At 70.5% G+C, this 12393-nt stretch carries 11 protein-coding genes and 2 pseudogenes; 11 read left to right on the top strand and 2 right to left on the bottom strand.

Annotation, left to right across the window (positions count from 1 at the left end; genetic code table 11):
- Window positions 1-23 precede the first annotated feature (23 nt).
- The 5 genes and pseudogenes from AB0917_RS11185 to AB0917_RS11165 all read left to right on the top strand — a co-directional run bounded on the left by AB0917_RS11185 (window position 24) and on the right by AB0917_RS11165 (window position 4528).
- A complete protein-coding gene (locus AB0917_RS11185) occupies window positions 24-332 on the top strand; it encodes a DUF2469 domain-containing protein (RefSeq protein ID WP_003965949.1) in 309 nt (102 codons plus the stop codon).
- An 89-nt stretch (window positions 333-421) separates the two neighbouring features.
- Window positions 422-628 (top strand): annotated as a pseudogene (locus tag AB0917_RS11180) (YraN family protein); the annotation flags it as partial.
- 251 nt (window positions 629-879) lie between these two features.
- Window positions 880-1908, top strand: a complete 1029-nt coding sequence (locus AB0917_RS11175; protein WP_366819244.1) for a tyrosine-type recombinase/integrase — start codon at window positions 880-882, stop codon at window positions 1906-1908.
- Window positions 1905-2231, top strand: coding sequence for a helix-turn-helix transcriptional regulator (locus tag AB0917_RS11170; protein WP_366819228.1), 327 nt, complete (start codon window positions 1905-1907; stop codon window positions 2229-2231). The genes AB0917_RS11175 and AB0917_RS11170 overlap by 4 nt, the downstream gene beginning before the upstream one ends.
- 1124 nt (window positions 2232-3355) lie before the next feature.
- Window positions 3356-4528, top strand: coding sequence for a hypothetical protein (locus AB0917_RS11165; RefSeq protein ID WP_366819227.1), 1173 nt, complete (start codon window positions 3356-3358; stop codon window positions 4526-4528).
- A 38-nt stretch (window positions 4529-4566) separates the two neighbouring features.
- Here AB0917_RS11165 and AB0917_RS11160 read toward each other — a convergent pair whose 3' ends face one another.
- Window positions 4567-5214 carry a hypothetical protein gene (locus AB0917_RS11160; protein WP_366819226.1) on the bottom strand — a complete coding sequence of 216 codons (648 nt, stop codon included), beginning with the start codon at window positions 5212-5214 and terminating at the stop codon, window positions 4567-4569.
- 136 nt (window positions 5215-5350) lie between these two features.
- Here AB0917_RS11160 and AB0917_RS11155 point away from each other — a divergent pair.
- The 5 genes and pseudogenes from AB0917_RS11155 to AB0917_RS11135 form a co-directional block, all read left to right on the top strand.
- A pseudogene (locus tag AB0917_RS11155) lies at window positions 5351-5578 on the top strand (YraN family protein); the annotation flags it as partial.
- Window positions 5578-7194, top strand: a complete 1617-nt coding sequence (locus AB0917_RS11150) for a YifB family Mg chelatase-like AAA ATPase (RefSeq protein ID WP_366819225.1) — start codon at window positions 5578-5580, stop codon at window positions 7192-7194. The pseudogene AB0917_RS11155 and the gene AB0917_RS11150, both read left to right, overlap by 1 nt.
- A gap of 62 nt (window positions 7195-7256) precedes the next feature.
- Entirely contained in the window at window positions 7257-8441 is a 1185-nt protein-coding gene (gene dprA / locus AB0917_RS11145) for a DNA-processing protein DprA (RefSeq protein ID WP_366819243.1), read from the top strand.
- 256 nt (window positions 8442-8697) lie between these two features.
- Complete coding sequence (whiG, locus tag AB0917_RS11140; RefSeq protein WP_366819224.1) at window positions 8698-9534, top strand: RNA polymerase sigma factor WhiG; 837 nt, start codon at window positions 8698-8700, stop codon at window positions 9532-9534.
- A gap of 95 nt (window positions 9535-9629) precedes the next feature.
- Entirely contained in the window at window positions 9630-10187 is a 558-nt protein-coding gene (locus AB0917_RS11135; RefSeq protein WP_018488723.1) for a TetR/AcrR family transcriptional regulator, read from the top strand.
- A gap of 25 nt (window positions 10188-10212) precedes the next feature.
- On the opposite strand, the gene AB0917_RS11130 is transcribed toward AB0917_RS11135, so the two are convergent.
- Window positions 10213-10932 (bottom strand): M23 family metallopeptidase, encoded by a 720-nt coding sequence (locus AB0917_RS11130; protein ID WP_366819242.1) that lies wholly within the window; start codon window positions 10930-10932, stop codon window positions 10213-10215.
- A 447-nt stretch (window positions 10933-11379) separates the two neighbouring features.
- Here AB0917_RS11130 and rpsB point away from each other — a divergent pair, with 447 nt between their 5' ends.
- Window positions 11380-12318, top strand: coding sequence for a 30S ribosomal protein S2 (rpsB, locus tag AB0917_RS11125; protein ID WP_366819223.1), 939 nt, complete (start codon window positions 11380-11382; stop codon window positions 12316-12318).
- Window positions 12319-12393 lie beyond the last annotated feature (75 nt).

Raw genomic sequence — 12393 nt, 5'->3', positions numbered from 1 at the left:
CACGGCTGAAGGGGAAACATGCCATGAGCGCCGAGGACCTCGAGAAGTACGAGACCGAGATGGAGCTGAAGCTCTACCGGGAGTACCGCGATGTCGTCGGTCTGTTCAAATATGTGATCGAGACCGAACGGCGCTTCTACCTCACCAACGACTACGAGATGCAGGTGCACTCCGTCCAGGGTGAGGTCTTCTTCGAGGTGTCCATGGCGGACGCCTGGGTCTGGGACATGTACCGGCCCGCGAGGTTCGTCAAGCAGGTCCGCGTGCTGACCTTCAAGGACGTCAATATCGAAGAGCTCAACAAGAGCGATCTGGAACTTCCGGGAGGCTGACCCCGCGCGGCCCGTACGTCACGGGGCCGCCGATTCGTGCGAGTTGCGGTACAGACCCGGTCACCCGTGTGGGTGGCCGGGTTTTCCACATCGGGAAGGTTGTCCACCAAGATCCACAACTTCCGGCCGGCCGGGCCAGAGTCGGTGCCGGAGGTGGTGCGGAGATGAACGCACGGGGGGCACTCGGGCGGTACGGCGAGGACCTGGCGGCACGGCTGCTGACCGACGCCGGAATGGCCGTGATCGAGCGCAACTGGCGCTGTCGCGCCGGAGAGGTCGACATCGTCGCCAGGGACAAACAGGATGAATTGCAGTAGACGCAACACTCCTCGCGGTGCCGGGATGGCCGTTCTCGCTGGCCCTAGGCCCGAGTCCGCCTTGGCGGTCGGAGAGGGGGCAGTCGCTGACCTGCACCCTAGCAGGCAAACTCAACAATGTTGCGTCTGATACAACAGTGGTTGTGAGCACTCAGGCCCCCGGTTCGGCGCGTCTCGTCCTTGCGCGGAACGTCGTACACCTTGACCCGGCCCCTGCCGTTTTTGACGCGATGAAGGAGGGCTGGGCCCGGCAGCAGTCGGCCCGGTTTCTGAAGGCGTCGACGATCGATCCGCGGCTGCGGGTGATCGAGCGGCTGGAGGAGTTCTCCGGCCAGTACCCGTGGCAGTGGACGCCGGCCGAGGGCGAGGCGTTCATCGCCCATCTTCGGTGCGGGAAGAAGCCGATCCAGCTGTCGACGGCCCGCACCTACGAGGTGACGATCGAGCTGTTCCTGGAGTATCTGCTCGACACCCGCTACGGCTGGCTCGACGCCTGTCTGGAGCGGTTCGGCGAGGTCCCGCAGCAGGTGTTCCACGAGGGCAATTCTGTTCTGCACACGGTCGAGTACGAGGGTGATCCGCGGAGGCGTCCGCTGACCTACGACGAGGTCCAAGCCCTGTTCGATGCCGCCGACGCCCGGCCGGGCAAGATCAGGGGACAGGGTCGCAAGGGTGCCTTGACCGCGCTTCGAGACGCTGCGGTCATCAAGACGATCTACGCCTACGGCACCCGGCGGACGGAATCCTCGCGGGTTGACCTGACGGACCTGCGGCGGAGCCGGAAGGCTCCGCAGTTCCGCGGCTACGGCACCATGATGGTCCGTTTCGGCAAGGCGTCGAAGGGGACGCCGCCCAAGCGCCGCACGGTGCTGATGGTCCCGGAGATGGACTGGGCGGTCGACGTCCTGGACGAGTGGGTGACCGAGATCCGGCCGCACTTCTCGCCGGGCCGACATCCCGCGCTCTGGGTGACCGAACGGATCGGCCGAATATCCCCGCGGTCGATCAATGAGGCGTTCGTTACGGCCCGCGAAGCCGCTGGCCTCGACGAGGACCTCGACCTGCACTGCCTCCGGCACAGCTACATCACGCACCTGACGGAGTTCGGCTATCCCGCCCGGTTCGTGCAGGAACAGGTCGGCCACTCTCATGCGTCAACCACGGCTGTCTACATGGGGGTCTCGAACGAGTACCGCAACACGTTGCTGGAAGCATCGATGAAAGACCGACTGGGCAACGACTGGGACGTAATCAAGTGATCAAGAAGATGGGCTACCAGTGGCAGCTCCGCCAGCTGATGGCCGAGCGCCAGATGTACCAGACCTCCGACTTGGTGCCGCTGCTGGCCGAACGCGGCGTCGTCCTGTCGCGGGAACAGATCTACCGGCTGGTGACCCAGCCCCCGCAGCGGATGAGTATGGACACCCTCGTCGCGCTCTGCGACATCCTGCAGTGCACCCCCAATGACCTGATCAAGCCCGAGGTCGTCAACGCCCAGGTCCGTAAGACCGCCGACGGAGACGCCGCCCCACTGACGGCCAAGCCCCGCCGCACCGTGATCCGCCGCCCAGGGCAGTCGTGAGACAAGCCGCGATACGCAAGCAGCGCGAGCTCACCGAGGCCCGCGCTCGCTTGATCGCCTACCTCCAACGGGTGGCCGGCCCCGCGCTGACGGCCGAGGACGCCCAGGCTGCCCTGGAGAAGGCCAAGGCATGGAACCCCGGTCCGGCACGGGCCCTGGACGACTACTTCGCCGAGCATCCGAACGCCCTCACCGAGCCCTCACCACACTGCCCAGTCCAGGTGGTCCGTCTCCTCCAACACCTCGAAGCCACCGGACACGGCGACGCCGTCACCCAGCTGGCCTGCGCACGCTGCGACCGCACCGGCCTCCGCCTCACCCGGAACACCCCGGAAGGCCGCTGCTGCGACTGGTGCGTCGCCCGAACCGAACTTCGCCCCTGCTCCCGCTGCGGCCGCGACGGCCACATCGTCACCCGCCGCAAAGAGGGACCGATCTGCCGACACTGCTACTACACCGATCCGCAGGTCATTGAGGAATGTGCCGAATGCGGACGCATCCGGAAGCCAGTCCGACGCCGCGAGGACGGCACCAGCCTGTGTCAGGGTTGCGCCCCCAAGCCGGAGCACACATGTGTCCGTTGCGGGAAGCCGCGGCCGGCGCAGGCCGTCACCGCCGACGGCCCGGTCTGCAGGAGTTGCTACGAATCCCCGCCTCGGCTCTGTGACCTCTGCCAGCAGGTCAAATCGATCAGCGTCCGCAAGACCGAGGGCCAGCCCGCTATCTGCGTCGACTGCTACCGCGGTCCCAAGCGGACCTGCGTCCACTGCAACCGGGTTCGGCATGGCTTCCAACACCACAGCGGCGAGTTCTACTGCGCGTCATGCCGTCCCCGCCGGTCCCTTCCCTGCGCTGACTGTGGCGAGACCAAGCCAGTCCAGGCCAACTGGCCCGTCGGCACCCTCTGCGACACGTGCTACCAGCGGCGGAAGCGCAATCCGGCTCCCTGCGCTCAGTGCGGCACCCTGCGCACGCTCGTCGGACGGACGGAGGACGGGAACATCTGCGGCCCGTGCTCCGGCACGGACATCGACTTCTCCTGCCGCCGCTGCGGCTACCCCGGCGACATTTACGCCGACGGTTTCTGCTCGCGCTGCGTCTCCAAGGACCGGGTCCGTGACCTCTTGGGCGACGAGGATGGCAAGATCCACCCCCAGCTCCAACCGCTCGCGGAACAGCTCGGCGGCGCCCAGGAACCCTGGTCCGTCATCACCTGGACCCGCCGCAGCGACTCGGCCCGGATGCTGGCCGGCCTCGCCGCACGGCACCAGGAGATCACCCACGAGATTCTCGACGAACTACCCCAGGACTGGGGGACTCTCTACGTCCGCGAACTCCTCGTCGCCGCCGGCGTCCTGCCCAAGCGGCAGGAGAACTTCGCCCGCCTGCGTCTCTGGCTCGACACCACGCTCGCGGACGTTTCCCCACACCACGCTCGCGTCATCCGCCCGTTCGCCGAGTGGGGTGTCCTCCGCGATGCCCGGCGCCGGGCCGACAAGGGTCGCTACACCGCCGGCGCCGCCTCGAACGACCGGACGGACATCCGGACCGCGATCAAGTTCATCACCTGGCTCGACGACAACTCGATCACGCTGGTAGACCTCAGCCAGGAAGTCCTCGACCTCTGGTTGACCAAGAACCCCACCCAGGCCCGCGGTCTATCAGCGTTCATCCGCTGGGCCGTCGCCCGCCGCCTGACGAGCAAGGTCACTGTTCCGACACGGAGGCACGGGCTGCCCAGCCGATTCATGCACAGCGACGAACTCAACCAGCAGCTTCGCCGCTGCCTCAACGACGACAACCTCCCGTTGGAGGCCCGCATCATCGGTTCCCTGACCAGCCTCTATGCCCTGCCCACCACCCGCATCGTTGAGCTCACGACCGACCGCTTCCACCGCGACGGCGACAATGCCTACCTCACGATTGACCGGCATCCCGTCCTTCTTCCGCCCCGGCTCGCCGTCCTCATCGAGAAGCAGATCGCCAGCCCCAGCTGCCGCACCTCCGTTCTCCAGCAGCCGCACAACGGCACACCCGGCTTCCTCTTCCCCGGGCGCCCGCCGAGCCGCCCCCGAAGCGCCGAGACCGTCAACGACTACATGAGGAAGCACGGCCTGCCGGGCATCAGCGCCCGCAACACGGCCATGCTGGAAGCGATCACTGACCTCCCGCCCATCGTCGTCAGCGACCTCTTCGGCATGCACCCCAACACCGCCTACGTCTGGTCCCAGTACGCCCAGACCAGCTGGGCGGAGTACCTCGAAGCTGCCCAAGCCACCGAAAGCGGGATCTATTAACGAATGTGTCACAAGCCCTAACGGATGCAGGATTTCGGTCATCCTTGCTCAGGGCGGCCAGCCTCGCAGCACAGCCATGCCTGAAGTCCGTGAGCCAAGGGATAGAGCTTCGCTCCCGCGCCATCCCGGAAGACGAGCGTTCCGTACTCCTGGTCGCTGATCCAGCAGTTCAGGCCGTGTCGGTCGGCGGCGTACGACGTATCGGTGTCCGCTTGACACACATCATGCAGTTCCACGCCCAGGATTCCAGAGACTGACGATTCGCTCATCCCCATATGCGCACCGGCCCAGGACGGAACGCCTCCGTAGGTGTAGGAGTCGGGCGGCGCCAGAGCCTTGATGGGCGTGCCCACTGAGAGAGGGGCAGGGGCGTCGGCTGTACATCCGGCAACCGTGGGCGACAGTACGAAATTGACCGAATACCCGTCGCTGCCCCTGGCCCTCACCATCTCTTGCGTGCACACGAACCACTCGTCTTGGTTGCGGCGCTCCTCCACGGACAGGCGGGAGGTGTCGGCCCCCTCCGCCTGCATGGTCCCGGCTCCGACAAGGCCGTCAGTTTGCTCCACGATGCGCCATGCCTCCCGGTAGGTCTTCCCGGTCAGGTCGGCCAGCTTGGGCTTGGGGGCAGGCGCAGTATCAGGGGCACACCCAGCCAGCACGAAGACGACCACGGTCACGGCCACGCGCATACCGTTACGCAATACTCCTCCTCATTTGATCCGGTCAACGACACAAAGATTCATACCGTTTGGGGCTCGTGACACGTTCGTTAATGGCAACGGAATAGCGCAGGGTTGGAACACCGACTCCTTACCAGTCGGCGACGCACTGGTCTTCTGCGAGGTGAAGACCCGCAGGCCGGGCGGGTTCGAACATCCCATGGCCGCGGTCACCCCGGTCAAGGCGGACCGGCTGCGACGGCTCGCCGAGATCTGGCTGGAGCGGCACGGCGGACCACCGGCCGGCGGGGTCCGGATCGACCTGGTCGGGGTGATCGTGCCCCGGCGCGGCGCCCCGGTCACCGAGCACGCCCGGGGGGTGTCCTGATGGGGTACGCACGGTCGTGTTCCGTGGCACTGGTCGGCGTCGAGGGCGTGGTGGTGGAGGTCCAGGCGGATCTGGAGCCCGGGGTGGCGGCCTTCACTCTGGTCGGCCTGCCGGACAAGAGTCTGGTCGAGAGCCGGGACCGGGTGCGGGCCGCGGTGGTCAACTCCGGGGCCGAGTGGCCGCAGAAGAAGCTCACGGTCGGGCTCTCCCCGGCCTCCGTGCCCAAGAGCGGTTCGGGTTTCGACCTCGCCGTCGCGTGTGCGGTCCTCGGGGCGGCCGAGCGGATCGACCCCGCCTCCATCGCCGATGTGGTGATGATCGGCGAGCTGGGGCTGGACGGCCGGGTCCGTCCCGTACGGGGCGTGCTGCCCGCGGTCCTCGCGGCGGCCGAGGCCGGGTACGAGCACGTCGTCGTCCCCGAGCAGACGGCCGGGGAGGCCGCCCTGGTGCCCGGCGTCTCGGTCCTCGGCGTCCGGAGCCTGCGCCAGCTCATCGCCGTCCTCTGCGACGAACCGGTCCCCGACGAGCCCCGCGACGACCGGGGGCGCCCCGACGCGATGCTCGCCGGACTCATGGTCCCGGGCACCGGCCTGGGCGCCGGACTGGCCGCTCCGCGCGGCGAGGGGCACACCCCGGACCTGGCGGACGTGGCGGGGCAGCCGCGCCCCCGCAAGGCCCTGGAGGTGGCCGCGGCCGGGGGACACCATCTCCTGCTCTCGGGCCCGCCGGGTGCGGGCAAGACCATGCTGGCCGAGCGGCTCCCGGCGGTCCTGCCGCCGCTGACCCGGCAGGAGTCCCTCGAAGTGACGGCGGTCCACTCCGTGGCGGGCATCCTCCCCCCGGGTGAACCGCTCGTCTCCCGGGCGCCCTACTGCGCCCCGCACCACTCGGCGACCATGCAGTCGCTGGTCGGCGGGGGCAACGGGATGCCGAGGCCCGGGGCGGTCTCGCTGGCTCATCGAGGGGTGCTCTTTCTGGACGAGGCCCCCGAGTTCTCGGGCAAGGCGCTGGACGCGCTGCGCCAGCCGCTGGAGTCGGGCCATGTGGTGGTGGCGCGGGCGGCGGGGGTGGTGCGGCTGCCCGCCCGGTTCCTCATGGTGCTGGCCGCCAACCCGTGCCCCTGTGGGCGCCACACCCTGACCGGTGCGGGCTGCGAGTGCCCGCCCTCGACCGTCCGCCGCTACCAGGCGAGGCTGTCCGGCCCCCTCCGCGACCGGGTGGACCTGCGGGTCGAGGTGGAGCCGGTCGACCGCGCGGACCTGCTGGGGCAGGGCGGCCGGGGCGAGCCGACGGCCGTGGTCGCCGCGCGGGTGCGTGAGGCCAGGGCGCGGGCGGCCGAGCGGCTGGCCGGGACGCCGTGGACGACCAACAGCGAGGTGCCCGGACACGAGCTGCGGACCCGGCTGCCGGCGGCGCCGGGGGCGCTGGCCGCGGCGGAGCGGGACCTGGAGCGCGGGCTCCTCACCGCCCGGGGGCTGGACCGGGTGCTGCGGGTGGCCTGGACGGTGGCGGACCTGAGGGGCGCGCCCCGGCCGGAGGCCCGTGACATCGCGGTCGCCCTGGAGCTGCGGACCGGCATCCAGCGTGGGGCGCCGATGGAGGCGGGGACGCGGTGAGCGGGGTGGAGGCGGGGACGGGGCGCGGGCAGGGCCCGGGGCGGCAGGGGCGTGCGGACGAGGTGGGGCGGGACGGGGAGCGGCCGGGGCGGGGGCCGGAGCCCGAGCGGGTGGCGCGGGCCGCGTTGACGCGGGTGGTGGAGCCGGGGGACGAGCGCGCCGGGGCGTGGCTGCGGCAGGCCGGGCCCGTCGAGCTGCTCCGGGCGCTCCGCGTCGCGGACGGCTCCGCCCGGAAGCTGCCCGGGATGACCGCCGTACGGCTGGAGGGCTACCGGCTCCGTGCGGCGGCGGCCGAACCCGAGCAGGACCTGGCGGCCGTCTCCGCCGTGGGCGGGCGCCTCGTCTGCCCGGGGGACCGGGAGTGGCCGAGCCAGCTCGACGACCTGGGCGACGCGCGGCCCGTCGGGCTCTGGGTGCGGGGCCGGCCGGACCTGCGGCTGTGGGCCCTGCGCTCGGTCGCGGTGGTCGGCGCGCGGGCCTGCACGCCGTACGGGGCGCACATGGCGGCGACCCTCGGCGCCGGGCTCGCGGAGCGCGGCTGGGTCGTGGTGTCGGGCGCGGCGTTCGGCGTGGACGGTGCGGCGCACCGCGGTGTCCTGGCCGTGGGAGGGGCGACGGCAGCGGTGCTGGCCTGCGGTGTCGACGTCCCCTATCCCCGGGGTCACTCGGAGCTGATCGGCCGGATGGCACAACAAGGCCTGGTGGTGGCGGAGTTGCCGCCGGGCGCCCACCCCACCCGGAGCAGGTTCGTCCTGCGCAACCGTGTGATCGCCGCCCTGACCAGGGGCACGGTCGTGGTGGAGGCGGAGTACCGCAGCGGCTCCCTCGTCACCGCCCGCCACGCGCAGCGGCTCGGCCGGTTCGTGATGGGGGTGCCGGGGCCCGCCACCAGCGGACTGTCGGCCGGTGTCCACGAACTGCTGCGTGGTGAGGGGGTGCTGGTCACCGACGCCGCCGAAGTCGCCGAGCTGATCGGGGACATCGGTGACCTCGCACCGGACCGGCGGGGACCGGTGCTGCCCCGGGACCGGCTGGACCCGGTGGCGTCGCGGATCCTCGACGCCCTCCCGTACCACGGCCTGGCCGGCCTCCGTGACCTCGCCCGTGGCGCGGGGACCTCCGCCGACGAAACACTCGGGCGTCTGTACGAACTCCACTCACTGGGGTTCGTCGAACGCGAGGGCGACGGCTGGCGGTTGACGCGTCCGCCCCTCTGCGACGGCGACGCACGGCGAGGCGGTTCTTGACCTGGAGCATTCGGGTGAAAAGGTAAGGCCGATGACCGCGCACGATCGATCGGTGACCTGCCGGGGGCCCCTCGCCCACGGCGACGGCCCCCGGCTCCCGCCAGGTGCGGGCGGCGTGAACGGCGAAACGTCATCACGCGGCACGGATCTCCGCTCCTGTGCGGACTGCGACGCCGCAGTCACGCTACGCTCACAAGGATTCCGCCCCAGACAGAAGTCCCCCAGCACTTCACGGCAGAACGGCTCAAGGCACCACATGCCCCAGCACACCTCCGGGTCTGACCGCGCGGCAGTACCACCGGTTGCGCGTGGCACTGTGCGCCCTCCCGCCCCCTCCTCGCTCGACGAACTGTGGCGTTCGTACAAGACCACCGGCGACGAGCGGCTGCGGGAGCAGCTGATCCTGCACTACTCGCCGCTCGTCAAGTACGTCGCGGGCCGCGTGAGCGTGGGGTTGCCGTCCAACGTCGAGCAGGCCGACTTCGTCTCCTCCGGAGTCTTCGGACTGATCGACGCCATCGAGAAGTTCGACATCGAGCGGGCCATCAAGTTCGAGACGTACGCGATCACCAGGATCCGCGGCGCGATGATCGACGAACTGCGGGCGCTCGACTGGATCCCCCGCTCGGTGCGGCAGAAGGCGCGCAACGTGGAGCGCGCCTACGCCACGCTGGAGGCCCAGCTGCGGCGCACCCCGACGGAGGCCGAGGTCGCCTCGGAGATGGGCGTCACCCTGGAGGAACTGCACGCGGTTTTCAGCCAGTTGTCGCTGGCCAACGTGGTCGCCCTGGAGGAGATGCTCCAGGTCGGAGGTGAGGGCGGCGAGCGGCTCACCCTGATGGACACCCTGGAGGACACCGCCGCCGACAACCCGGTGGAGGTGGCCGAGGACCGGGAGCTGCGAAGACTGCTCGCGCGTGCCATCAACACGCTCCCCGACCGGGAGAAGACGGTGGTGACCCTCTACTACTACGAGGGCCTGACCCTCGCGGAGATCGGCAACGTCCTCGGTGTCACCGAGAGCCGGGTCAGCCAGATCCACACCAAATCCGTGCTCCAGCTCCGGGCCAAACTGGCCGACGCCGGACGCTGAAAGTCTCCCTCCGGCCACCCGGACCGAGGCTGGGACCTTCCCTCCGGCACCTGCCGCCGTAGAGTGGATGCGTGCCCAGGATTCGAGCGGCCTCCGTGGCCGAGCACCGGACCATGCAGCGCGGCGCCCTCCTGGACGCCGCGCGCTCCCTGCTGTCCGAGGGCGGTACGGAGGCGCTGACCTTCCCCGCACTCGCCGAGCGCACGGGCCTCGCCCGGTCCTCCGTGTACGAGTACTTCCGCTCCCGCGCCGCCGTCGTCGAGGAGCTCTGCGCCGTCGACTTCCCCGTCTGGGCGGCCGAGGTCGAGAACGCGATGGAGCGCGCCGAGACCCCCGAGGCGAAGATCGAGGCGTATGTGCGCCGACAGCTCGACCTCGTCGGGGACCGCCGCCACCGGGCGGTCGTCGCGATCTCCGCGAGCGAGCTGGACGCCGGCGCCCGGGAGAAGATCCGGGCGGCGCACGGAGGCCTGATCGCCATGATCGTCGAAGCGCTGGGTGACCTCGGCCACACCCAGCCGAGGCTCGCCGCGATGCTCCTCCAGGGATCGGTCGACGCCGCCGTGCGCCGTATCGAGCTGAGCGTGGCGGAGGAGCCCGGTGTCATCGCGGACACCGCCGTCGCCATGATCCTGCGCGGCGTACGCGGCTGAGCGCGGCGACCCCCGCGCCACCGCCTCACCGGCTCTCCCGCCCCTCCGGGTTCCCCCGCGCTCCCGGGTTCTCCCGCCCCTCCGGGCTCCCCCGCGCTCCCGGCTGCCCTGCCTCCGCTGGTTCCGGCACCCCGAACACCGGCAGCAGCCGTGAGGGGCCGCGTCGCAGGAGGGCGGGCGGCAGCAGCGAGAGCGGGTCCAGGTAGGCGTCGCCCCGCCGCAGCCCCCAGTGCAGACAGCCCGCGGCGCAGTGGAACGGCCCCGCCTCCAGCACGCCGACCGCCCGGCCCGCGGCCACCACGTCGCCCTTCTCCACCAGCGCCCGCACCGGCTCGTACGTCGTGCGCAGCGGGGGCGCCCCGCTCCCGGTCAGCTCGACGACGAGGACCCCGCGCCCGGCCACCCGCCCCGCGAACGAGACCCGGCCGGTGGCGGCGGCCAGCACCGTGGTGCCCGGCCGGGCCGCCAGGTCGACGCCGCGGTGGCCGGGGCCGTACGGGTTCGCGGGCGGCTCCCACCCGCGTGACAGCGCGGGTCTGCCGGCCAGCGGCCAGACCGGGCCGCCGTCCAGTTCCGTGTACGTCCCCTCGTCCGCGTACGTCTCCCCGGGCTCCTCGTCCGGCCCGGCCGCCGGAGGAGGCGCTGCTTCGGTACGTACGGTCGGCGCGAGCCGTGACCCGGCCGTCCCGGCCACCGGTGCCGACGGCAGGACGGCGGCCAGCACGGCCACGGCCGGCAGGAACATCGGCACACGGACACGGACGCGGAGCGGGCCGGGCGTACGGGACGGTAGGCGCAAGCCTCGCAGGCGCGGCAGGCGCGGCAGGCGCGGCAGGCGCGGCAGGCATCGCGGGAGTTGCGGAAATTGCGGGAGTTGCGGGGATCGTAGAAAACGCAGAGGTCGCAGAGGTCGCATGGATCAACGCTCTCCCGGAGGCCGGGATTCCGGTGATCATGGACCGCCCCTGTGGACTACTCGCCGGTTGTGGACATCGCCGTCACCCGGGACCCGGCGGGTCCCGTACACTTCTTACGGCGATCCGGGTCACCGGGTCGACTTCGCACGCCCCGCCACCTCCCTCTCAGCGGAGGTGGCCGCGCTCCTCGGTCCCTCGTGGCACGGCGCGTCGGGGCGTCAGGCGCGAGCGCAAACCTGCGCTCGCGATAACCGAGCACCTCAAGGAGTACGGCCATGGCCGTCGTCACGATGCGGGAGCTGCTGGAAAGCGGCGTCCACTTCGGTCACCAGACCCGTCGCTGGAACCCGAAGATGAAGCGCTTCATCTTCACCGAGCGCAACGGCATCTACATCATCGACCTGCTCCAGTCGCTGTCGTACATCGACCGCGCCTACGAGTTCGTCAAGGAGACCGTCGCCCACGGCGGCTCCATCATGTTCGTGGGTACGAAGAAGCAGGCCCAGGAGGCCATCGCCGAGCAGGCGACGCGCGTCGGCATGCCGTACGTCAACCAGCGTTGGCTCGGTGGCATGCTCACCAACTTCTCCACCGTCTACAAGCGCCTTCAGCGTCTGAAGGAGCTCGAGCTCATCGACTTCGAGGACGTGGCCGCCTCCGGCCTCACCAAGAAGGAGCTCCTGGTCCTCTCGCGTGAGAAGGCCAAGCTGGAGAAGACCCTCGGTGGTATCCGCGAGATGCAGAAGGTGCCCAGCGCCGTCTGGATCGTCGACACCAAGAAGGAGCACATCGCCGTCGGTGAGGCGCGCAAGCTCCACATCCCGGTCGTCGCGATCCTCGACACCAACTGCGACCCCGACGAGGTCGACTACAAGATCCCGGGCAACGACGACGCGATCCGCTCCGTCACCCTGCTCACCCGCGTGATCGCCGACGCCGTCGCCGAGGGCCTCATCGCCCGTTCCGGTGCCGCCACCGGTGACTCGAAGCCGGGCGAGAAGGCCGCCGGCGAGCCCCTCGCCGAGTGGGAGCGCGACCTGCTCGAGGGCGACAAGAAGGACGAGACCGCGGCTGCCGCCGAGGTCCAGACCTCCGTCGAGACCGAGAAGGACGCCGCGGCCGACGCCGTGACGCCGGCCGAGGCCGTCGCCGAGGCCCCGGCCGAGGCTCCGGCCGAGGCTCCGGCCGCCGACGCGGACGCCGAGAAGGCCTGACACCCGTCACAGGCTGCTGACGGCGGGGGCGGGCGCCACAAGCGCCGCCCCCGCCGTTCACCCGTAGATCTTTCA

Origin of the sequence: Streptomyces sp. NPDC007346 (assembly GCF_040703535.1) — a bacterium.
GTDB lineage: Bacteria > Actinomycetota > Actinomycetes > Streptomycetales > Streptomycetaceae > Streptomyces.
The sequence above is the reverse complement of the archived record's forward strand: the minus strand, read 5'-3'. Positions and strand labels throughout refer to the sequence as shown.

Excerpts from the sequence above, each read along its gene's own strand:
- AB0917_RS11185 (WP_003965949.1), top strand. The coding sequence starts at position 24 with ATGAGCGCCGAGGACCTCGAGAAGTACGAGACCGAGATGGAGCTGAAG.
- AB0917_RS11175 (WP_366819244.1), top strand. The coding sequence starts at position 880 with ATGAAGGAGGGCTGGGCCCGGCAGCAGTCGGCCCGGTTTCTGAAGGCG.
- AB0917_RS11150 (WP_366819225.1), top strand. The coding sequence starts at position 5,578 with ATGGGGTACGCACGGTCGTGTTCCGTGGCACTGGTCGGCGTCGAGGGC.
- whiG (WP_366819224.1), top strand. The coding sequence starts at position 8,698 with ATGCCCCAGCACACCTCCGGGTCTGACCGCGCGGCAGTACCACCGGTT.
- AB0917_RS11130 (WP_366819242.1), bottom strand. The coding sequence starts at position 10,932 with ATGTTCCTGCCGGCCGTGGCCGTGCTGGCCGCCGTCCTGCCGTCGGCA.
- rpsB (WP_366819223.1), top strand. The coding sequence starts at position 11,380 with ATGGCCGTCGTCACGATGCGGGAGCTGCTGGAAAGCGGCGTCCACTTC.